Source organism: Vibrio agarivorans, from assembly GCF_030409635.1.
In the GTDB taxonomy this organism is placed as follows: domain Bacteria; phylum Pseudomonadota; class Gammaproteobacteria; order Enterobacterales; family Vibrionaceae; genus Vibrio; species Vibrio agarivorans.
This window is the reverse complement of the sequence record NZ_JAUFQF010000004.1, coordinates 90,717-111,433: the sequence shown is the minus strand read 5'-3', so window position 1 is coordinate 111,433 and position 20,717 is coordinate 90,717. Positions and strand designations below refer to the sequence as shown.

Annotated in this window: 20 protein-coding genes; 12 read left to right on the top strand and 8 right to left on the bottom strand. The window is 46.4% G+C overall.

Going from position 1 to position 20,717, the window contains the following annotated elements; genetic code table 11:
* Nucleotides 1–20 precede the first annotated feature (20 nt).
* The gene (gene fur / locus QWZ05_RS08900) at nt 21–467 is read right to left on the bottom strand and encodes a ferric iron uptake transcriptional regulator (RefSeq protein WP_264875033.1); all 447 of its coding nucleotides are present in this window, start codon (nt 465–467) and stop codon (nt 21–23) included.
* Between the two features lie 196 nt (nt 468–663).
* Between fur and QWZ05_RS08895 the strand changes: the two genes are divergently transcribed.
* Entirely contained in the window at nt 664–1,137 is a 474-nt protein-coding gene (locus QWZ05_RS08895) for a DUF4442 domain-containing protein (protein WP_289961797.1), read from the top strand.
* Between the two features lie 93 nt (nt 1,138–1,230).
* Here QWZ05_RS08895 and fldA read toward each other — a convergent pair whose 3' ends face one another.
* From fldA to QWZ05_RS08880, 3 genes are all read right to left on the bottom strand, one after another.
* On the bottom strand, nt 1,231–1,764 hold the full coding sequence (gene fldA, locus QWZ05_RS08890) for a flavodoxin FldA (RefSeq protein ID WP_264875036.1): 534 nt from the start codon (nt 1,762–1,764) through the stop codon (nt 1,231–1,233).
* A 77-nt stretch (nt 1,765–1,841) separates the two neighbouring features.
* Nucleotides 1,842–2,060 carry a DUF2788 domain-containing protein gene (locus tag QWZ05_RS08885; RefSeq protein WP_264875037.1) on the bottom strand — a complete coding sequence of 73 codons (219 nt, stop codon included), beginning with the start codon at nt 2,058–2,060 and terminating at the stop codon, nt 1,842–1,844.
* Nucleotides 2,061–2,163: 103 nt separating this feature from the next.
* Entirely contained in the window at nt 2,164–2,937 is a 774-nt protein-coding gene (locus tag QWZ05_RS08880; protein WP_264875038.1) for an alpha/beta fold hydrolase, read from the bottom strand.
* 104 nt (nt 2,938–3,041) lie between these two features.
* Here QWZ05_RS08880 and seqA point away from each other — a divergent pair, with 104 nt between their 5' ends.
* Complete coding sequence (gene seqA, locus QWZ05_RS08875) at nt 3,042–3,596, top strand: replication initiation negative regulator SeqA (protein WP_264875039.1); 555 nt, start codon at nt 3,042–3,044, stop codon at nt 3,594–3,596.
* A gap of 89 nt (nt 3,597–3,685) precedes the next feature.
* Nucleotides 3,686–5,332 carry a phosphoglucomutase (alpha-D-glucose-1,6-bisphosphate-dependent) gene (pgm, locus tag QWZ05_RS08870; protein WP_264875040.1) on the top strand — a complete coding sequence of 549 codons (1,647 nt, stop codon included), beginning with the start codon at nt 3,686–3,688 and terminating at the stop codon, nt 5,330–5,332.
* A 70-nt stretch (nt 5,333–5,402) separates the two neighbouring features.
* Here the strand turns inward: pgm and QWZ05_RS08865 are convergent, their stop codons facing one another.
* Nucleotides 5,403–6,158 carry a DUF1853 family protein gene (locus tag QWZ05_RS08865; protein WP_264875041.1) on the bottom strand — a complete coding sequence of 252 codons (756 nt, stop codon included), beginning with the start codon at nt 6,156–6,158 and terminating at the stop codon, nt 5,403–5,405.
* A gap of 94 nt (nt 6,159–6,252) precedes the next feature.
* Between QWZ05_RS08865 and QWZ05_RS08860 the strand changes: the two genes are divergently transcribed.
* Nucleotides 6,253–7,011: a Nif3-like dinuclear metal center hexameric protein gene (locus QWZ05_RS08860; protein WP_264875470.1), complete on the top strand. Its 759-nt coding sequence runs from the start codon at nt 6,253–6,255 to the stop codon at nt 7,009–7,011.
* Nucleotides 7,012–7,096: 85 nt separating this feature from the next.
* On the opposite strand, the gene QWZ05_RS08855 is transcribed toward QWZ05_RS08860, so the two are convergent.
* The gene (locus tag QWZ05_RS08855; RefSeq protein ID WP_264875042.1) at nt 7,097–8,386 is read right to left on the bottom strand and encodes a citrate synthase; all 1,290 of its coding nucleotides are present in this window, start codon (nt 8,384–8,386) and stop codon (nt 7,097–7,099) included.
* Between the two features lie 397 nt (nt 8,387–8,783).
* Between QWZ05_RS08855 and sdhC the strand changes: the two genes are divergently transcribed.
* From sdhC to sucD, 8 genes are all read left to right on the top strand, one after another.
* On the top strand, nt 8,784–9,176 hold the full coding sequence (gene sdhC, locus QWZ05_RS08850; protein ID WP_264875043.1) for a succinate dehydrogenase cytochrome b556 subunit: 393 nt from the start codon (nt 8,784–8,786) through the stop codon (nt 9,174–9,176).
* Nucleotides 9,170–9,517, top strand: coding sequence for a succinate dehydrogenase, hydrophobic membrane anchor protein (gene sdhD / locus QWZ05_RS08845; RefSeq protein WP_290298019.1), 348 nt, complete (start codon nt 9,170–9,172; stop codon nt 9,515–9,517). The genes sdhC and sdhD overlap by 7 nt, the downstream gene beginning before the upstream one ends.
* A complete protein-coding gene (sdhA, locus tag QWZ05_RS08840; RefSeq protein ID WP_264875045.1) occupies nt 9,518–11,284 on the top strand; it encodes a succinate dehydrogenase flavoprotein subunit in 1,767 nt (588 codons plus the stop codon).
* A 13-nt stretch (nt 11,285–11,297) separates the two neighbouring features.
* Complete coding sequence (locus tag QWZ05_RS08835; RefSeq protein WP_264875046.1) at nt 11,298–12,008, top strand: succinate dehydrogenase iron-sulfur subunit; 711 nt, start codon at nt 11,298–11,300, stop codon at nt 12,006–12,008.
* A gap of 96 nt (nt 12,009–12,104) precedes the next feature.
* On the top strand, nt 12,105–14,930 hold the full coding sequence (gene sucA / locus QWZ05_RS08830) for a 2-oxoglutarate dehydrogenase E1 component (RefSeq protein ID WP_264875047.1): 2,826 nt from the start codon (nt 12,105–12,107) through the stop codon (nt 14,928–14,930).
* A 28-nt stretch (nt 14,931–14,958) separates the two neighbouring features.
* Nucleotides 14,959–16,164: a 2-oxoglutarate dehydrogenase complex dihydrolipoyllysine-residue succinyltransferase gene (gene odhB / locus QWZ05_RS08825; RefSeq protein ID WP_264875048.1), complete on the top strand. Its 1,206-nt coding sequence runs from the start codon at nt 14,959–14,961 to the stop codon at nt 16,162–16,164.
* A gap of 216 nt (nt 16,165–16,380) precedes the next feature.
* Nucleotides 16,381–17,547, top strand: a complete 1,167-nt coding sequence (sucC, locus tag QWZ05_RS08820; protein ID WP_264875049.1) for an ADP-forming succinate--CoA ligase subunit beta — start codon at nt 16,381–16,383, stop codon at nt 17,545–17,547.
* Nucleotides 17,547–18,419: a succinate--CoA ligase subunit alpha gene (sucD, locus tag QWZ05_RS08815; RefSeq protein ID WP_264875050.1), complete on the top strand. Its 873-nt coding sequence runs from the start codon at nt 17,547–17,549 to the stop codon at nt 18,417–18,419. Before sucC ends, sucD begins: the two co-directional genes overlap by 1 nt.
* 78 nt (nt 18,420–18,497) lie before the next feature.
* Here sucD and QWZ05_RS08810 read toward each other — a convergent pair whose 3' ends face one another.
* On the bottom strand, nt 18,498–19,823 hold the full coding sequence (locus QWZ05_RS08810; RefSeq protein WP_264875051.1) for a Na+/H+ antiporter family protein: 1,326 nt from the start codon (nt 19,821–19,823) through the stop codon (nt 18,498–18,500).
* Between the two features lie 21 nt (nt 19,824–19,844).
* Nucleotides 19,845–20,489, bottom strand: coding sequence for a ribonuclease T (rnt, locus tag QWZ05_RS08805; protein ID WP_264875052.1), 645 nt, complete (start codon nt 20,487–20,489; stop codon nt 19,845–19,847).
* Between the last annotated feature and the right edge of the window lie 228 nt (nt 20,490–20,717).

The window sequence follows — 20,717 nt, the reverse complement described above, 5'->3', positions numbered from 1 at the left end:
TATACTGAGCGTTGAAAACCTTAATTTTTCTTATGGTAATTAGGATCAGTTTTACACGCACTGTTGTGGCTTTTTCCGTAGAGGTACAAGCTATGGTTGGTCAGTGTCATGTTGTAGTTCTGCGCAATTTCTTTCTGGCGCTGCTCAATGACTTCATCAGAAAACTCGATAACCTCACCACAGTCTAAACAAACCAAGTGGTCATGGTGGTGCTGAGTTGCCAGTTCAAAGACTGACTTTCCGCCCTCAAAGTGGTGACGAGTTACAATACCTGCATCATCAAATTGGTTAAGAACACGGTAAACCGTTGCAAGACCGATTTCTTCGCCAAGGTCGATGAGCTTCTTATACAGGTCTTCAGCGCTGATATGCTGACAATCTGGCTGTTGCAGTAATTCTAATATCTTTAACCTAGGCAAGGTGACTTTAAGACCTGCATCCTTCAAGGCTTTATTATTGTCTGGCATATACATTCCTGTTGACGATCTTCAGCTTTCACATGAATTTAGTTATGCCTAGATTATATGGCAAGCCGCTAAAACAATAAACCTTGAACTTCAAAGGGATATATCAGTAACAAAAATTACTTTATTGATCACGGCATTGTCTGGTCTGATGAGTTACATTTATGTAACATCTTGAGTTGCCTGAAATCGAATTGATATGCTTTACAAAATATACAAACCCGCCGTAGTTCGCTTTGCTCTTAACATTTGGCCTCCCTTCTGGGGGGCGGGAATTAAGATTCTTTCCATTAGTGAGGATTTTCGTCAGGTAAAGATGCGACTTAAGCTTCGTTGGTGGAATAAGAATGCGAATAGAACCCAGTATGGTGGCAGCATGTTCTCTCTAACCGACCCGGTCTACGCCTTGATGTTAATGGGAATTTTGGGGCCTGAATACTATGTTTGGGATAAAGAGGCGAGTATCAACTTTATCAAGCCAGGGGCAACGAACTTGTATGCGGATTTTGAGCTTAGTCAGCAGCAGCTAGATGAGATTTGGGCATTAACAGCAGCGGGGGACAAGTGTTTTCCGGAGTTTGTCGTTTATATAAAGAACCATTCTGGAGAAGTTGTCGCTGAAGTGGAACGCAAGCTTTATATCAGAAAGAAGCCTGATCATAGGCTCACCTGAAAGTGTTATGCTTGAGTTAACTGAGAGACACAGTTCGATACAAAAAACCCAAGCCAAAAAGCTTGGGTTTTGCGCGCATGAACTAGTATCAGGTTAGTCAGCGAGTTCTGCTAGACACATCTCTTCAAACAGCTGCTTACACCAGTTGTTGACGCGCTCTTCTGTCAGCTCAGGTTGGCGGTCTTCATCGATACATAGACCGACGAATTGAGAGTCATCGCCTTCAACAAGCGCTTTAGACGCCTCAAACTCGTAACCGTCAGTTGAAGTTTGACCTAGGATAGTACCGCCTTTCGCTTCTACGATGTCACGCACAGTGCCCATCGCGTCACAGAAGTACTCAGCGTAATCCTCTTGGTCGCCACAACCGAAGATCGCAACCAGCTTGGTAGAGAAGTCAATTTGCTCTAGCTCTGGGAAAAAGTCATCCCAATCACACTGTGCTTCACCGTAGTACCAAGTTGGGATACCAAGCAGAAGTAGGTCGAAGTTGTCGACATCATCTTTGCTGCTTTTTGCAATATCTTGTACGTGAATCAGTTGTTTACCTAGTTGCTTTTGAATCATCTTAGCAACAGCTTCAGTGTTACCTGTATCGCTGCCGAAAAAGATACCTACACTTGCCATAGATTCTCTACCTTTGTTTGTTTAGTGTTGGCGAAAATAGGGTGCCGCCGAATTGGGGTTCAACGTCATGGCTGAACTTATAGTCCAGTCCCTTCCCAGCTGATTTGGATAATCCCTTTCGCGATAAATCCAGCACAACCCAAAAAGAGCACAAGCCAGACAATACGACGACCGAAAGGAGGAACATTGGCTTGATTGAGTACGTCTTTAATTGCCATACCGATCAAGAAGAAGATCGCTGCAAAAAGCAGGTCTAAACCAACCGATTCCAACACGTTCATGTAGTCGTAGAGCATACTGTCCCTTTATGCCAAATTGCTTGGGCGCACTATACCACTGTTATCGGATAAAGTTAATGATTGCTGTTTAACAATCAAAGATTGACAGTAATGAGAAATCTCATCGATTTTTGTCTAAAAACTTGTTGATGGCTCGCAGGGTTTCAGCGGGTTTTTCAGCATGTAGCCAGTGCCCAGTGTTTGCAATAATGTGGGCTTTAGCATGAGGAAACTGTCGTTGAATCGCGGCTTGGTGCTGTGGTGCGATGTAGTCAGAGTTCGCCCCTTTTATAAAGAGCGTTGGAGCCAAGAATGGGCCTCCCTCCTGCCAACCGACAATGCTTTGGTATTGATTAAGTAGGGTAGGAACATTGAATCGCCACTGGATGACACCTTGATGATTGACCATCGATTTTGAAAGGAACTGACGAACACCGTCGATTTCTATGTGTTGAGCGAGAATATCAATCGCTTGCTTACGCGTAGTAGGTTGATACTCAAGCACTGCTTGAAGACCACTAAAGACATTGTCATGGCGATGGGTTTGATAGGCAACCGGAGCCATGTCCATAACGACGAGCTGAGTCACTCTGTCGCGGCAACGATCGGCTAACTTCATGGCGACCTTGCCACCCATCGAGTGCCCAATCACAATACAGTGCTCGATCGCTAAGTGATCGAGTAGTGCGATAACATCGTCGGCCATTGAGTCGTAACTGTGGTTGTCGCAATGAAACGATCGACCATGATTTCGTAGATCAACACTGATCACTTGATACTCTTGTTCCAAGCCTCTCGCAAGCAGACCAAGATTGTCTAAGCTACCAAACAGGCCGTGGAGAAGGATCAGAGGGGCACCATTTCCTTGAATTTTATGGTTGAGCAATTTAGGCATAGTTTTCTTTTTATGATGGTGTTATTTACAGGATCATCCCTAGCATCTTGGGGTGACTTGGGTATAATTCCCCAGAGTTTAAACATTGAGATTGTGAAAAGCGAATGAAAACAATTGAGGTTGATGAGGATCTTTACCGCTACATTGCTAGCCAAACCCAACACATCGGTGAGAGTGCGTCAGATATATTACGCCGTTTACTGAAAGTGGATGAGGGACAACAACCTGCGCCGGTCGTGCAGGCAGCAGCAGAGCCGGTAGAGCAGCCACAAGGTATCGTAGTCAGCAAAGATGCTGGTCGCGTAAACGGTGTAGACAGCATCAAAGAGATGCGTTCACTGCTAATATCAGATGAATTTGCCGGCCTGAAAAAAGCCATCGACCGTTTTATGTTAGTTCTGTCAACGCTGTACACTCTCAATCCAGCAGACTTCTCGGAAGCGATGCAAGTGAAAGGTCGCAAGCGCGTCTACTTTGCCGATAACGAGCAGACTTTGCTTGAAGGGGGCAAAACAACCAAGCCTAAGGCGATTCCCAACACACCGTTTTGGGTCATCACCAATAATAACACCAGCCGTAAACGCCAGATGGTCGAACAGTTGATGGTGAGAATGAGCTTCCCTTCAGACTTGATTGAGAAAGTCACCTTATCAATTTAAAGAAATTGGACACAAACCTCATAATACGATGATAAACATCAGTATTATGAGGTTTTTTGTTTTTTCGTTATTAAAGAAAGGATGTCAAAATGGCTATGCACCCTCGTGCGGGACAAAAGGCGCAACAACAAGACCTGCACAATATTCCTGCCCTAGTTTCAAACTACTACTTATTACAACCTGAAGCATCAAACTCAGAGCACAAAGTGCAATTTGGTACTTCTGGTCACCGTGGTACGGCAGACAAATCAACCTTCAATGAAAATCATATCCTTGCGATCGCGCAAGCAGTGGCTGAAGTGCGCGCTGAGCACGGTACCAAGGGTCCGATTTTTGTTGGTAAAGACACTCACGCATTGTCAGAGCCTGCATTCTCAAGTGTAGTAGAAGTACTTGTTGCCAATGGCGTACAAGTTATCGCACAAGCCGACAACGGCTACACACCAACGCCTGGTGTTTCTCACGCGATACTGACACATAACCTTGTCAATGCAGATAAAGCAGATGGTATCGTGATCACACCATCTCATAATCCACCGCAAGATGGTGGTATCAAATACAACCCAGTGCACGGCGGTCCTGCGGAAGGTGAGTTGACACAAGCGATTGAAGATCGCGCCAATCAATTGATTGCTGAAGGTCTACAAGGCGTTAAGCGCATGAAACTTGCAGACGCAAAAGCGTCTGATTTGTTCGTAGAGAAAGACCTTGTTGCACCTTATGTTGCAGATCTAACCAATGTGATCAACATGGAAGCGATTCAAAACGCGAAGTTAAAAATTGGTGTTGACCCATTAGGCGGCAGTGGCATTGATTACTGGCGTCAAATCGCAACGGCTTACAACCTAGATTTAACTTTGGTAAGCGAAGCGATTGATCCAAGTTTCCAATTTATGTCGTTGGATAAAGATGGTGTTGTACGTATGGATTGTTCTTCACCATACGCAATGGCGGGTCTATTGGCACTGAAAGATGAATACGATCTTGCGTTCGGTAATGACCCAGATTACGACCGTCACGGCATCGTTACGCCTAAAGGCTTGATGAACCCTAACCACTTCCTCGCGGTTTGTATTGATTACCTTTACCGTCATCGTGAAGGTTGGGCGAAAGATGTAGCCGTGGGTAAAACACTGGTTTCAAGTGCTTTGATTGACCGTGTGGTTGCTGACTTAGGTCGTGAACTATGCGAAGTGCCAGTGGGCTTCAAATGGTTTGTTGATGGCCTTTACTCTGGTCAGTTTGGCTTCGGCGGTGAAGAGAGTGCAGGTGCTTCATTCCTGCGTAAAGATGGCACACCGTGGTCAACAGATAAAGATGGCATCATTCTTTGTCTACTTGCGGCAGAAATCACAGCAGTCACAGGTAAGAACCCTCAAGAGTACTATGAAGAGCTTGCGGCTAAGCATGGTGAGTCAAAATACAATCGCATCCAAGCAGTTGCAAATGGCCCACAAAAAGACGTTTTGAAGAAGCTGTCTCCAGAGATGGTTTCTGCTGAAACACTGGCTGGTGATGCGATTACAGCGCGCCTAACGCATGCTCCAGGTAATGGTGCTGCAATTGGTGGCCTGAAAGTAACAACAGAAAATGGTTGGTTTGCTGCTCGTCCATCAGGTACAGAAGATATCTATAAGATCTACTGCGAGAGCTTTAAAGGCGAAGAGCACTTGAAGCAAATCGAAGCAGAAGCACAAGAGATTGTGAATCAGGTATTTGCTGAGGCTGGGTTGTAAAAACTCAAGCGAGATAGAAATGGAAGGGTTGAAGTGAGAGCTTTAACCCTTTTTTTTGCTCATTTTTAACTTATTGATTGTTTGGCCAGTCATTTTCGACGATAAACCAAAACTGCCCGCTCTGTGATTGAGCGTGGGTAAACCTTCCAGTTGGCTGGGTTAGTGGCCTTTTAGCTAGCGTTCCCCCTGCTGCCCAATCGACTTTCTCAATTTCAAACAGAGTTTCTTTTATCAGGTCAAATTGATGTTGATAACACCAATGACCGCATATTTGGCTTTGGTTCAGGTTGAAACCGAGACAGCTTGTTGGGGTAAGCTCATTGTTAAACGGGTTGGTGTAAAGCCTTCCCTGGAGTAGTAGACGCTCTGTCATCGGGGATAATGCTGGATGTAAATGCCTAAATTGCGGCGTGTGACTCATTTTGAGCTGGTGGTTGAGCATTCGTTCCAGCTTTTTATCCAGCTGATCGTGGGCGTTGGGGCCAAACCAAGTGCCATCGTGTAGCAGGTAGAACTTGATAGCGACTTCCCAGTGCTCGTTTAACCCAGTGATATTGTCACGTATGATCAAGTCAATGGCACCCAGTGTCTTTCCATGTTGATCATTGATCTGCACTTCCTCTAACACTACATCATATTGTCTAGACTGTGTGATGAGTTCGGTACACAAGTGTTGATAAATAAACCCAAGTCGAGGGTTTCCCTGATAGTCATCTATTGGGTAATTCGGCTGGTCGACATCTTTAAAACAGATAAAAGGCTCACGCTCTTCAAACAGAGAGGGGGCATGATAGATCCAATCGCGAAAGCGTGTAAGCTGATTCATCCTTGTTTTCCTGATCTGACTCTAATCGCTAGCATCACTATACGGCTTGGAATACACTTTGCCAAAAGCAATCTAAATGGACGCGAACATGTACATGAATATTCTCGAGCTTGAAAAGCGACTTAATGAAAAACTATCGCCGCAGCTAATTAAAGACTATGCGCCGAATGGTCTTCAGGTTGAGGGTAAATCCGAGATAAAACGTATTGTCACTGGTGTAACAGCTTCTCAGGCGTTGATAGATCGAGCAGTTGAGTTGAACGCAGACGCATTGCTCGTTCATCATGGTTACTTTTGGAAAGGTGAGCCCGAGCCTATTCGTGGCATGAAAGGCAAGCGTATCCGTACCTTGATCAAAAACGATATCAACTTATTGGGCTACCACTTACCATTAGATATTCACCCAGAGCTAGGTAACAACGCTGAACTTGCTCGACTGCTGGAGATTACAGTGAAAGGGGGTCTAGAAGGACACCCTCAATCAGTGGCAATGTTCGGTCGACTGGCGCAGCCGATGACAGGACAGGAGTTTGCTGAAAAAATTGCACATGTATTGAATCGTGCTCCGCTACACATTGCGCCAGACGATGCTAATAAGCTGATTGAAACTGTGGGATGGTGTACAGGTGGTGGCCAAGACTATATTGAACTTGCTGCGCAAAATGGCTTAGACGCTTTTATCTCTGGTGAAATCTCAGAGCGCACAACCTACTCGGCACGAGAGCAAGACATTCACTATTTTGCCGCGGGTCATCATGCAACTGAGCGCTATGGTATCAAAGCACTCGGTGAATGGTTAGCGCAAGAGTATGGCTTTGAAGTTGAATTTGTCGACATCGACAATCCGGTTTAGAGTCATTCGAATAGAAAACTAAAAAGGCTTGAACCTATGGTTCAAGCCTTTTGTCATTTAGGTCGTTATGTATCACCAAAGATGATTATTCACGCTCATGAATTGGGCGGAAGTCACGCTGCTCTTGACCAGTATAAAGCTGACGTGGGCGTCCAATACGGTTGCCTGGATCACTGTGCATTTCATTCCAGTGGGCAATCCAACCGATAGTGCGCGACATAGCAAAGATAACAGTGAACATCGAAACAGGAATGCCAATCGCCTTCAGAATGATGCCAGAGTAGAAATCTACGTTCGGATAAAGTTTCTTCTCAACGAAGTACTCATCTGAAAGCGCGATACGCTCAAGTTCCATAGCAACATCAAGCAGTGGATCTTTGATGTTAAGCTCGCTAAGTACCTCATGACATGCTTCACGCATTACCGTTGCACGAGGGTCATAGTTTTTGTACACACGGTGACCAAAGCCCATCAGACGGAATGGGTCATCTTTGTCCTTCGCACGTTCTACATACTCTGGAATCTTATCGACGCTGCCGATCTCTTCCAACATGCGCAAACACGCCTCGTTCGCACCACCGTGAGCTGGGCCCCAAAGTGAAGCGATACCCGCTGCAATACAAGCAAATGGGTTAGCGCCCGAAGAACCAGCAAGACGGACTGTCGATGTAGAAGCGTTTTGTTCGTGGTCAGCGTGTAGGGTGAAAATCTTATCCATTGCACGCGCTACGACAGGGTTAACTTCATACTCTTCACATGGGTTTGCAAACATCATGTGCAGGAAGTTTTCTGCGTACGTTAGGTCGTTGCGAGGGTAAATGAAAGGTTGACCGATAGAGTATTTGTAACACATCGCTGCCAAAGTCGGCATTTTTGACAGCAGACGGTATGCTGCAATCTCACGGTGTTCATCGTTGTTGATGTCTAGTGAGTCGTGGTAGAACGCCGCTAATGCGCCTACAACACCACACATGACTGCCATTGGGTGAGCATCACGACGGAAGCCGTGGAAGAAGCTTGCGATTTGCTCGTGGACCATCGTATGACGAGTGACAGTCACCTTGAATTGTTCGTATTGCTCTCGGGTAGGGGCTTCGCCGTAAAGAAGGATGTAACAAACTTCTAAATAATCAGCGTTATTGGCTAACTGGTCGATAGGGAAGCCGCGGTGCAATAGCACGCCTTTTCCGCCGTCGATGTAAGTTATTTGGGACTCACAAGATGCTGTAGCAAGGAAACCAGGGTCAAAAGTGAAGTAGCCACTTGCTCCTAGTTTACGAACATCGACTACTTGAGGACCGATAGATCCATCCATAATCGGTAGCTCGATCGGTGCTTTTCCCTCAATATGAAGGATCGCATTCTTATCCGCCATAACAATCTCCTTTGTTTATTATTTAATCCATCCAGGATGTTTATGTGCCATTTTTTTACGTGTCTTGAGCAGTAAAGTCAATTTTTCTCCGCTGATGTGTGCACTTGTTACGATTTTTTATATCAAATTGGTTAAAAATCTGTGCCATGTAGCAAAATTTGTTACACCAATTGTAATACAATGTTGCCAGTCGTATATTGGCGACGTTGATTTATCCTTAGCCCATACATATCAAGGCGATAAGCATAGATATAATTTGTGCCTTGAAGTAATAAATTGTCCATTTGTCATAAAAAATTAACCTGTGAAAACAGGTGTTTTGTTTAGCAAATGTTAATTTTAAGCGCTTTGGTCGAACAAATCGTAAGATAACGATAAAGCTTAACAACAGAGCTAAGTGAGCAAGCCCGTGAAAGAAAGAAAGTCAAGACCAGTTAATTTAGACTTGCAGACTATACGCTTTCCCATCACTGCAATCGCTTCAATCCTGCACCGAGTGTCAGGAGTGATTACGTTTGTCGCGGTAGGGATACTGCTATGGTTGCTATCCACATCATTACAATCTCCAGTCGGATTCATGCAAGCCTCCGATATCGTAGATGGGTTTTTCGTCAAATTGATCCTTTGGGGCATTTTGACCGCATTGGCCTATCACATCGTAGGTGGTATTCGCCATTTGATAATGGATCTCGGTTATTTTGAGGAGCTTGAGTCAGGTGCACTGACGGCCAAAGTGTCGTTTGCTGTCACTGGTGTTCTCTCACTCCTAGCAGGAGTATTGGTATGGTAAAACATGTTTCATCTTTTGGTCGCAATGGCGTACACGATTTTGTATTGATTCGTGCCTCAGCCATTATCATGACCTTATACACAATCTACATTGTTGCCTTTTTCATGTTCGCTGGCGACATTTCCTACCTTGATTGGACTGAGTTTTTTGGTGGCACCTTAACCAAGGTGTTTACCATGCTCGCGCTCGTTTCAGTGCTTATTCATGCTTGGATAGGACTGTGGCAAGTTCTTACTGACTACATCAAGTGCGCAAAACTGCGGGGTGGCCTACAGCTAGGAATTATCGCTGTGCTTTTTGGTTACCTGTTTTCTGGTCTGTTTATTTTGTGGGGTGTGTAAGTGTCTATTCCAGTAAGAGAATTCGATGCCGTAGTAATCGGCGCAGGTGGTGCGGGTATGCGTGCCGCATTGCAAATTTCTGAGCAGGGACTGAGCTGTGCTCTGCTTTCTAAAGTATTTCCAACGCGTTCGCATACGGTGTCTGCGCAGGGTGGTATTACGGTTGCTTTGGGTAACTCACATAAAGACAATTGGCAATGGCACATGTACGACACGGTGAAAGGGTCTGACTACATCGGTGACCAGAACGCGATCGAATACATGTGTAAAAATGGCCCAGAGTCGGTCATTGAACTTGAGAAAATGGGTCTACCTTTCTCGCGCTTTGACGACGGTAGTATTTATCAGCGCCCATTTGGTGGCCAATCAAAAGAGTTTGGTGGTGAGCAGGCGGCTCGAACTGCAGCCGCGGCGGACCGTACCGGTCATGCCCTTCTTCACACGCTTTATCAACAGAACGTTAAGCACAAAACCACCATCTTCTCTGAGTGGTACGCGTTAGATTTGGTGAAAAACCAAGATGGCGCTGTGATGGGTTGTACTGCGCTGTGCATGGAAACCGGTGAAATCTGCTATTTCAAATCTAAAGCCACCATTCTTGCGACAGGCGGAGCTGGGCGAATTTATGCATCAACGACGAATGCCCACATCAATACAGGTGACGGTGTTGGCATGGCGTTACGCGCAGGTGTGCCAATGCAAGACATGGAAATGTGGCAGTTCCACCCGACAGGTATTGCAGGCGCAGGTGTGCTTGTGACAGAAGGTTGTCGTGGTGAAGGTGGTTATCTGCTCAATAAAGATGGTGAGCGCTTCATGGAGCGCTATGCGCCAAATGCTAAAGACCTTGCAGGTCGAGATGTGGTTGCGCGTTCAATGATGATTGAAATTCGCGAGGGTCGCGGATGCGATGGTCCTTGGGGCCCACACATTAAACTGAAACTCGACCACCTAGGTAAAGATGTCCTCGAGTCTCGACTGCCTGGCATCTGTGAGCTATCTCGAACGTTCGCTCACGTTGACCCGGTGAAAGAGCCAATTCCAGTGATCCCGACCTGTCACTACATGATGGGGGGAGTGCCAACTCAAGTGTCTGGTCAAGCGATTAAGCAGACGGCTGACGGCGCTGATGTTGAGGTTCAAGGCCTGTTTGCTTGTGGTGAAATTGCATCGGTATCTGTACACGGCGCGAATCGTCTCGGTGGTAACTCGTTACTCGACTTGGTGGTATTTGGCCGAGCAACAGGTTTACACCTTGGTGAGACGTTGGCAGCGCAAGCGGAAGCTCGACCAGCCACTGAGTCTGATATCGAAGCATCACTTGCTCGAACAATGCGTTGGGAAAATAGCACGGGTGGTGAAGACCCAGTGCAAATCCGTAAAGACCTTCAACAGTGCATGCAAAACAGCTTCTCTGTATTCCGTGAGGGTGATGCAATGGCAACAGGCCTCGACGAGCTTAAAGAGATTCGTGAACGTCTGCAAAATGCACACCTCGCTGACAAGTCGACAGAGTTCAACACGCAGCGCATCGAGTGTTTGGAGTTGGATAACCTAATGGAGACAGCCTTTTCTACTGCGGTTGCGGCTAACTATCGTACAGAAAGCCGTGGCGCTCATGCTCGTTTTGACTTCCCAGAGCGTGATGATGAAAAATGGTTATGTCACTCAATCTATAATCCGGAAACGGAGCAGATGAGCAAGCGTGATGTCAATATGACTCCTGTTCATCGTGACGCGTTCCCGCCGAAAGTACGTACTTACTAGAGGAGGATAGACTATGAAACTGAACTTCTCTTTATATCGCTATAACCCTGATGTGGATAGCAAACCTTACATGAAGGACTATGTACTCGAAGTGGAAGAAGGCTCTGACATGATGGTGTTGGATGCGCTTATTCTACTCAAAGAGCAAGACCCTTCGATCTCATTCCGTCGCTCATGTCGTGAAGGTGTTTGTGGCTCAGATGGCCTCAATATGAACGGTAAAAATGGCCTTGCATGTATTACCCCTCTGTCAGCGCTAGAAGGGGATAAATTAGTGATTCGTCCGTTACCGGGTTTGCCAGTGGTGCGCGATCTCATTGTCGACATGACCCAGTTTTATGACAACTATGCCAAGGTGAAGCCTTTCCTTATCGATGAGGGTGCTCAGCCGCCTTCGCGAGAGAACTTACAGTCACCTGATGAGCGTGCGCACCTAGATGGCCTTTACGAATGTATTATGTGTGCATGTTGTACTACATCCTGTCCTTCGTTCTGGTGGAATCCTGACAAGTTTATTGGCCCAGCGGGTCTACTCGCGGCGTATCGTTGGCTAATTGATAGCCGAGATACTGCAACTGATGAACGTTTGTCCGATCTAGACGACGCATTTAGCGTTTTTCGTTGCCATGGCATCATGAATTGTGTAAGTGTTTGTCCTAAGGGACTAAATCCAACGAAAGCCATTGGTCATATTAAGACTATGCTGGTGAATCGTTCGATTTAATAATGAACAAAAATTGGCTGGCTCCTCTACAGAGTCAGCCGTGATTAGCTCGGCAAAGACCGAAGCAAACGTGAAAACTACTGGTTAAGGGAAAATATGCACAACGGCGTGATGAAGGCATGGCTCGAGTCTTCACACTTGGCTGGCGCCAATGCAACTTACGTAGAGGAACTCTACGAACTGTATCTAAGTGACCCCGAACAGGTAAGTGAGGAGTGGAAACGTGTATTTGAGGAGCTACCCGCTCTGAAAGAGGAGGCCGCTGAACAGCCTCATTCACGTGTCCGCGACTACTTCCGACGACTCGCTCAAGAAACAAAGCATTACAATGTCCAAGTTAGTGATCCTGATGTCGATGCGAAACAAGTAAAAGTTCTGCAATTAATTAACGCGTACCGCTTTCGCGGGCACGAAGCCGCCGCTCTTGACCCACTAGGTCTGTGGCAGCGCCCTCCTGTGGCTGAACTCGATCCAGCCTTCCACTCTCTCAATGAAGACGACTTAGAAGAAACCTTTAATGTAGGTTCTTTTGCTATTGGTCAAGAAACCATGAAGTTGAGAGACATCTATTCCGCACTCAAGAAAACCTATTGTGGTTCGATTGGTGCAGAATACATGCACATGACAGATACAGAGCAAAAGCGTTGGATTCAGCAGCGTTTAGAGTCTGTTGTAGGTCAACCCTCATTTGACTCAGAGGAAAAGCGAACCTTTTTAGAGGAGTTAACAGCCGCAGAAGGGCTAGAGCGCTATCTAGGTGCTAAATTCCCAGGCGCAAAGCGTTTCTCTCTAGAGGGGGGCGATGCTCTCATTCCAATGACGAAAGAACTGATTCGACATGCCGGAAAAACCGGGATGCGCGAAGTGGTCATTGGCATGGCTCACCGTGGTCGCTTAAACATGTTAGTTAATGTGTTGGGTAAGAAGCCACAAGACTTGTTTGATGAATTTGCTGGTAAGCATGATGAAACATGGGGTACAGGTGATGTTAAGTACCACCAAGGTTTCTCAGCTGATTTTGCGACGCCAAATGGCGATATTCACTTAGCGTTGGCCTTCAACCCATCGCACCTAGAAATCGTTAATCCTGTGGTTATCGGCTCTGTCCGTGCGCGCCAAGACCGCTTGGGTGACAAAAACGGCAGTACAGTGCTTCCAATTACGATTCATGGTGACTCTGCGATTGCAGGTCAAGGTGTTGTGGCTGAGACATTCAACATGTCTTGTGCACGAGGTTTCCAGGTGGGTGGTACGGTTCGTATCGTCGTCAATAACCAGGTTGGCTTTACTACGTCTAACCCTCGTGATACCCGCTCGACGATGTACTGTACCGATATTGCGAAAATGGTGCAGGCACCGATTTTCCACGTCAATGCTGACGACCCCGAAGCGGTGGCTTTTGTTACGCGTATCGCCCTCGATTACCGTAACGAATTCCGTCGTGATGTTGTGATTGATTTGGTGTGTTACCGTCGCCACGGTCACAACGAAGCGGATGAGCCAAATGCGACTCAGCCTTTGATGTACCAAAAAATCAAAAAGCACCCAACGCCACGTAAACTGTATGCAGACGTTCTGATTGAACGTAATGAATACGATATTGAGTTTGCGACGCAATTGATCAACGAATATCGTGATGCCCTAGATCGCGGTGAAGTCGTTGTGAAAGAGTGGCGCCCAATGGCTCTCCATTCGGTAGACTGGTCTCCTTATATTGGTCATGACTGGGATACGCCTTGGGAAAGCCAGTATGGTATGGAGCGCCTTGTAGAGCTTGGTAACAAGCTGTGCCAATACCCGGAAAGTCACAAGCTGCAAAGTCGAGTTAACAAACTCTACAACGACCGCAGTGCGATGATGTCTGGTGAGAAAGCTATCGATTGGGGTATGGCAGAAACGCTCGCTTACGCAACGCTGGTGGATGACAACAAGCGTATCCGTATCTCTGGTCAGGATTCTGGTCGTGGTACTTTCTTCCATCGCCATTCCGTTCTACACAATCAAAACGATGCAAGCACTTACATGCCTCTGGCCAACATTCACGATAAGCAAGGGCCTTTCCAAGTCTTTGACTCGGTGTTGTCAGAAGAAGCGGTGTTGGCATTTGAATACGGCTACGCCACCGCAGAGCCAAGTGGTTTAACGATTTGGGAAGCTCAATTCGGTGATTTTGCCAATGGTGCTCAAGTTGTGATTGACCAGTTCATCTCCTCTGGTGAGCAAAAGTGGGCTCGCTTGTGTGGTTTAACCATGCTTTTACCACATGGTTATGAAGGGCAGGGGCCAGAGCACTCCTCAGCACGCTTAGAGCGTTACTTGCAACTTTGCGCAGAGCAAAATATGCAAGTGGTTGTGCCTTCTACGCCAGCACAGGTTTACCACATGCTACGACGTCAAGTGGTGCGCCCGATGCGTCGCCCATTGATTGTTATGTCGCCAAAGTCCTTACTACGTCATCCGTTATGTACTTCCTCATTGGAAGAACTTGCTGAAGGTACATTCCAAGCGGCTATTCCAGAAGTGGATACTCTTGATGCCAGTAAAGTAAAACGCGTGGTTTTCTGTTCAGGTAAAGTGTATTACGACCTGCTTGAGCAGCGTCGTTCTAATGAGCAAGAAGATGTCGCCATTGTACGTATCGAACAGCTTTACCCATTCCCAATGGAAGAAGTACAAGCCGCGATTGGCCAATACTCCAATGTTGAAGATTTCGTTTGGTGCCAAGAAGAGCCTCAAAACCAAGGTGCTTGGTACTGTAGTCAACATAATTTCCGCGCAGCCATCCCAAGTGGCGCAGATTTGAAATATGCGGGTCGCCCTGCTTCAGCCTCACCAGCCGTCGGCTATATGTCAGTGCACTTGAAGCAACAGAAAGCGTTAATTGAAGACGCTCTGACCGTTAACTCAAAATCTTCGGATTAAGAACTAGAAATTAAAGGAAGAAACAAATATGACAATTGAAATTCTGGTTCCAGATTTACCTGAATCAGTCGCCGATGCAACGGTTGCAACATGGCATAAAAAACCGGGTGAAGCTGTAGAGCGTGATGAAGTTCTTGTAGATATTGAAACCGATAAAGTGGTTCTAGAAGTGCCTGCGCCTGAGGCGGGTGTTCTTGAAGCGATTATCGAAGAAGAAGGAGCAACGGTTCTTTCTAAGCAATTGATTGCGAAGCTTAAGCCAGGTGCCGTCGCGGGTGAGCCGACAACGGATACCACAGAAGATACTGAAGCTTCTCCAGACAAGCGTCATAAGGCAACATTGTCTGATGAGTCTAACGATGCGCTTAGCCCTGCGGTTCGTCGCTTGCTTGGTGAGCATGGTTTTGAAGCGAATCAAGTAAAAGGCACGGGTGTCGGTGGCCGCATTACACGCGAAGACATCGAAGCACACCTTGCTAACGCTGAGAAAGCTAAAGCGGAAGCTCCGACTGCCCAAGAAGCCCCAGCAACGGCACGTAGCCAGAAGCGTGTCCCAATGACTCGCTTGCGTAAAACAGTGGCAAATCGTCTGTTGGAGGCGAAGAACAATACGGCGATGTTGACGACATTCAATGAAGTCAACATGAAGCCGATTATGGATCTTCGCAAGCAGTACAAAGACCAATTTGAAGAACGTCATGGCACACGCTTGGGCTTCATGTCTTTCTACGTTAAAGCTGTAACAGAAGCGCTTAAGCGTTACCCTGAAGTCAATGCGTCGATTGACGGTGACGATATTGTTTACCACAACTACTTTGATATCAGCATGGCAGTCTCAACCCCTCGCGGCCTTGTGACTCCCGTACTAAAAGACTGCGATACGCTTGGTTTTGCTGATATTGAAAAGGGCATCAAAGAGCTGGCGATCAAAGGTCGTGACGGCAAGCTTACGGTGGATGAATTGATGGGCGGTAACTTCACCATCACTAATGGCGGTGTATTCGGCTCCTTGATGTCGACGCCAATCATCAACCCACCACAATCTGCCATTTTGGGAATGCACAAAATCCAAGACCGTCCAATGGCGGTTGATGGCAAGGTTGAGATTCTACCGATGATGTATCTTGCCCTGTCATACGATCACCGCTTGATCGATGGTAGAGAATCAGTGGGCTTCTTGGTGACCATTAAAGAGTTACTTGAAGATCCAGCGCGTCTGTTATTAGACGTTTAATATCGCTAAAACGTCTAGCTGCACCTCTCAGCTAGACGTTATTTTTAGCTAAGGCTAGACTAGCTCAACGTTTGGCCTTCACTTGAAAGTCTGAGTTCATTGCCTATGAAATCAGTCGTTTATTTGAGAAGACCCTACAGATGAACAATGTACGTTGTCATCATGGAAATAATAAATCCCTAGGGAACCCTAAGGGAAAACAAACGGAATATCGAAATGAATTTGCATGAATATCAAGCCAAACAGCTGTTTGCAGAATTCGGTTTGCCTGTGCCTGAAGGTTACGCATGTGATACACCACAAGAAGCCTTTGAAGCTGCAGGCCGTATCTCAACGGCAAAGAAAGTCGTCAAATGTCAGGTTCACGCTGGTGGACGTGGTAAAGCCGGCGGTGTAGAACTGCACGATACAAAAGACGGTGTTAAAGAGTTTGCGCAAAAGTGGCTAGGTAAAAACCTAGTGACGTATCAAACAGATGCAAATGGTCAGCCTGTTACGAAAATTCTTGTTGAAGAAGCATCAAATATTGCTAATGAACTTTACTTGGGGGCAGTGGTAGACCGAGCAACGCGCAAAGTGGTGTTCATGGCTTCTACTGAAGGTGGTGTTGAAATTGAGAAGGTGGCTGAAGAGACGCCTGAGCTTATTCACAAAGCCGCTATCGACCCGCTTGTCGGCCCACAAGCCTACCAAGGCCGTGAGCTGGCATTTAAGCTTGGTCTTGCTGGTGACCAAATCAAACAGTTCGTGAAAATCTTCATGGGCCTAGGTCAAATGTTCAATCAATACGACTTAGCGCTACTTGAAATTAACCCATTGGTTATTACTGGTGAGGGTAATCTTCTTTGTCTCGATGGTAAAATCAATATCGACTCTAATGCTCTTTATCGTCAGCCTAAACTGCGTGAGATGCATGATCCTTCACAAGAAGATGAGCGCGAAGCACATGCTGCACAGTGGGAACTGAACTACGTCGCACTTGATGGCAACGTTGGCTGTATGGTTAACGGTGCAGGTCTTGCGATGGGCACGATGGATATTGTTAACCTACACGGCGGTAAGCCAGCTAACTTCCTTGATGTCGGTGGCGGCGCAACTAAAGAGCGTGTCGCGGAAGCTTTCAAAATCATCTTGTCTGATGACAACGTTAAAGCGGTATTGGTGAATATCTTTGGCGGTATTGTTCGTTGTGACATGATTGCTGAAGGCATCATCGGAGCAGTTAAAGAGGTGGGTGTTACCGTTCCGGTTGTTGTGCGCCTTGAAGGAACCAACGCCGATCTCGGTCGAGACGTTTTAGCGACTTCAGGTCTTGATATCATTGCAGCAGAATCTTTAACCGATGCTGCGCAGAAAGTTGTTGCAGCTGCGGAGGGCAAATAATGTCTGTACTAATTAATAAAGATACAAAGGTTATCTGCCAAGGTTTCACTGGTGGTCAAGGCACGTTTCACTCTGAGCAAGCTCTCGCTTATGGCACGCAGCTTGTAGGTGGTGTTTCTCCTGGTAAAGGTGGTCAAGAACACCTAGGCCTGCCTGTGTTTAACACAGTACGTGAAGCGGTTGAAGTAACAGGCGCAACTGCAACGGTTATCTATGTACCAGCGCCATTCTGTAAAGATGCCATCCTAGAAGCTATCGATGCGGGCATTGAGCTTATTGTGACCATCACTGAAGGTATCCCAACTATCGACATGATCGATGTGAAGGTGAAACTGGAAGAGACAGGCGCACGTATGATTGGCCCTAACTGTCCGGGTGTGATCACACCTGATGAGTGTAAAATCGGTATCATGCCAGGTCACATCCATAAAAAGGGCAAAGTGGGTATTGTTTCACGCTCAGGCACACTGACCTATGAAGCGGTTAAGCAAACAACGGATGAAGGCTTTGGTCAATCAACCTGTGTAGGTATCGGTGGTGACCCAATTCCTGGTTCAAACTTTATCGATATCCTGCAGTTGTTCCAAGACGATCCGAAAACAGAAGCGATCGTGATGATCGGCGAGATCGGCGGCACAGCTGAAGAAGAAGCGGCAGCCTTTATCAAAGAGAATGTGACTAAGCCTGTTGTCTCTTATATTGCGGGTGTCACTGCGCCTCCTGGTAAGCGTATGGGCCATGCGGGAGCGATTATCTCAGGTGGTAAAGGAACTGCGGATGAAAAATTTGCAGCTCTAGAATCAGCGGGTGTTCGCACAGTGAAAAGTCTAGCGGATATCGGCTCTGCACTGCGAGAAGTGACAGGCTGGTAATCTAGCTCAACGAGATATAAAAAAGGCTTGGATACCCAAGCCTTTTTTGTGTTTGTCGTTTGAGAAGCACGCTAACGACTAGAGAACCATTGCTGCTAACCAACCGAAAGCAATCAGCGGCAGGTTGTAGTGCAAGAACGTTGGTACTACCGTTTCCCAAATGTGCTCGTGTTGGCCATCGGCATTAAGGCCAGATGTTGGGCCTAATGTTGAGTCAGATGCTGGTGAGCCTGCGTCACCCAGAGCTGCTGCCGTACCGACTAGAGCAATTGTTGCCATTGGTGAGAAACCAAAGGCAAGCGCAAGTGGTACATAAATAGTCGCGATGATAGGGATCGTAGAGAACGAAGAACCGATGCCCATTGTGACTAACAGACCCACAATCAGCATAAGTAGAGCAGCCAGTGGTTTGTTATCACCAATCGAAGTAGACAGTGCTTCAACCAGGGTTTCAACCCCACCTGTTTGCTTCATTACTGCGGCAAAGCCCGCTGCTGCAATCATGATAAAGCCAATCATTGCCATCATCATCACACCGCGGGTGAAAACGTCTTGGGTATCTTTCCAAGCAATAACGCCACCAAACGTAAACACCATGAAACCTGCGAGGGCACCAATCACCATCGAGCCCGTTGAGAGTTGCACAGTTAGAGTTGCTGCAATAGCAACGAAAGCGACAATGATGTTCTTCTTGTTGATCGCAGTTGCGCTCTCTTCAACGTGAGTCAGCTCGGTCTCTTTGTATTCGCGTGGCTTGCGGTAACTAAAGAAGATAGCCGTTAATAGGCCAAATAGCATACCTGCCGCTGGCAACAGCATTGCCATTGGTACTTGGCTTGCTGAAATGCCTTCTAGGCCATTATTACTCAGGTTAGTCAGCAGAATATTGTTCAGGAAGATACCACCAAAACCAATCGGTAAAACCATGTATGGTGTCACCAGGCCAAAAGTCAATACACAAGCAATCAAGCGACGATCGAGTTTTAGTTTTGCAAAAACGCCTAATAGAGGTGGAATCAAGATTGGAATAAAGGCGATATGGACTGGAATCACATTTTGAGATGACATAGTAACAAGAATCAAAGCAACCAATACAAGGTACTTAAGGCCTGTTGATGCAGCGCCATTTTCTTTACCATGAATCTTCTTAATCACGCTTTGTGCGAGGAGGTCAGTTAAACCTGAGCGAGAGATAGCAACAGCAAAGGCACCAAGCATTGCGTAGCTCAATGCGATTGTCGCACCGCCACCAAGTCCGCTTTCAAATGCTGCTACGGTGTCATTTAAGCTCATGCCTGCAACAAGGCCACCAACGATGGCACTGAATGTTAATGCAACCACGACATTAACGCGCATCAATGCCAGAGCTAGCATGATACAAACTGAAATTACAACTGGATTCATATTATTCTCGTGTTGTGTTTATTATTGTTCATCAATGAGTGGCCAGCCACCAAGTGCTTTCCACTTGTTGACGATGCCACAATACAGCTCAGCAGTTTTTTGTGTATCGTAAAGTGCTGAGTGTGCTTCCTTATTGTCAAAATCCATCCCTGCCACTTTACAGGCTTTTGCTAGTACGGTCTGCCCATACGCTAGCCCACTCAGTGTTGCCGTATCAAAGGTGGCAAAAGGGTGGAAAGGGACTCTTTTTAGTTTGCAGCGCTCACTGGCTGCCATCACAAAGCTGTGGTCAAATTGAGCGTTATGAGCCACCATAATGGCACGGCTGCAATCAGCGGCTTTTTGCTCTTTGCGCACAAGCTTATAGATCTCCTTTAACGCTTCCATTTCCGAAACCGCTCCACGTAGTGGACTAAATGGGTCACGAATGCCGTTGAACTCGAGCGCTTCTTTTTCAAGATTTGCGCCTTCGAAAGGCTCAATGTGGAAGTGAATTGTCGATGCCGGGTGTAGGTTGCCCTCGTCATCCATCTTTAAGGTGACTGCGCAAATTTCGAGCAGTGCGTCAGTTTTAGCGTTAAATCCAGCTGTTTCAACGTCAATAACAACGGGAAAATAACCTCTAAAGCGCTTTTTTAGCGTCAATGCTTCGTTTTCTACACTCATATCAAATCGATTGTTCTGTTAAGGCGTTGCATTATTGCAGATTCTCCAACATTTCTGAATAAGTTTTCACATGTAACGAACAATGAATCAGGCCTAGAGGAGCAATGTGATAGTAACTTACTGTAAGCAGTGTATTTTAATTGAACAGCCTAAGGTTTCTGTACTTTGGCTAGAAAATTGCATATTAACGCGTAGAATTGCTAAAGCGGCAAAGTCTGTCCTTATTTG

Bases quoted from the DNA above. Each gene is read 5' to 3' on its own strand.
- fur (WP_264875033.1), bottom strand. From the start codon at position 467: ATGCCAGACAATAATAAAGCCTTGAAGGATGCAGGTCTTAAAGTCACC.
- QWZ05_RS08895 (WP_289961797.1), top strand. From the start codon at position 664: ATGCTTTACAAAATATACAAACCCGCCGTAGTTCGCTTTGCTCTTAAC.
- fldA (WP_264875036.1), bottom strand. From the start codon at position 1,764: ATGGCAAGTGTAGGTATCTTTTTCGGCAGCGATACAGGTAACACTGAA.
- QWZ05_RS08885 (WP_264875037.1), bottom strand. From the start codon at position 2,060: ATGCTCTACGACTACATGAACGTGTTGGAATCGGTTGGTTTAGACCTG.
- QWZ05_RS08880 (WP_264875038.1), bottom strand. From the start codon at position 2,937: ATGCCTAAATTGCTCAACCATAAAATTCAAGGAAATGGTGCCCCTCTG.
- seqA (WP_264875039.1), top strand. From the start codon at position 3,042: ATGAAAACAATTGAGGTTGATGAGGATCTTTACCGCTACATTGCTAGC.
- pgm (WP_264875040.1), top strand. From the start codon at position 3,686: ATGGCTATGCACCCTCGTGCGGGACAAAAGGCGCAACAACAAGACCTG.
- QWZ05_RS08865 (WP_264875041.1), bottom strand. From the start codon at position 6,158: ATGAATCAGCTTACACGCTTTCGCGATTGGATCTATCATGCCCCCTCT.
- QWZ05_RS08860 (WP_264875470.1), top strand. From the start codon at position 6,253: ATGAATATTCTCGAGCTTGAAAAGCGACTTAATGAAAAACTATCGCCG.
- QWZ05_RS08855 (WP_264875042.1), bottom strand. From the start codon at position 8,386: ATGGCGGATAAGAATGCGATCCTTCATATTGAGGGAAAAGCACCGATC.
- sdhD (WP_290298019.1), top strand. From the start codon at position 9,170: ATGGTAAAACATGTTTCATCTTTTGGTCGCAATGGCGTACACGATTTT.
- QWZ05_RS08835 (WP_264875046.1), top strand. From the start codon at position 11,298: ATGAAACTGAACTTCTCTTTATATCGCTATAACCCTGATGTGGATAGC.
- sucA (WP_264875047.1), top strand. From the start codon at position 12,105: ATGCACAACGGCGTGATGAAGGCATGGCTCGAGTCTTCACACTTGGCT.
- odhB (WP_264875048.1), top strand. From the start codon at position 14,959: ATGACAATTGAAATTCTGGTTCCAGATTTACCTGAATCAGTCGCCGAT.
- sucC (WP_264875049.1), top strand. From the start codon at position 16,381: ATGAATTTGCATGAATATCAAGCCAAACAGCTGTTTGCAGAATTCGGT.
- sucD (WP_264875050.1), top strand. From the start codon at position 17,547: ATGTCTGTACTAATTAATAAAGATACAAAGGTTATCTGCCAAGGTTTC.
- QWZ05_RS08810 (WP_264875051.1), bottom strand. From the start codon at position 19,823: ATGAATCCAGTTGTAATTTCAGTTTGTATCATGCTAGCTCTGGCATTG.
- rnt (WP_264875052.1), bottom strand. From the start codon at position 20,489: ATGAGTGTAGAAAACGAAGCATTGACGCTAAAAAAGCGCTTTAGAGGT.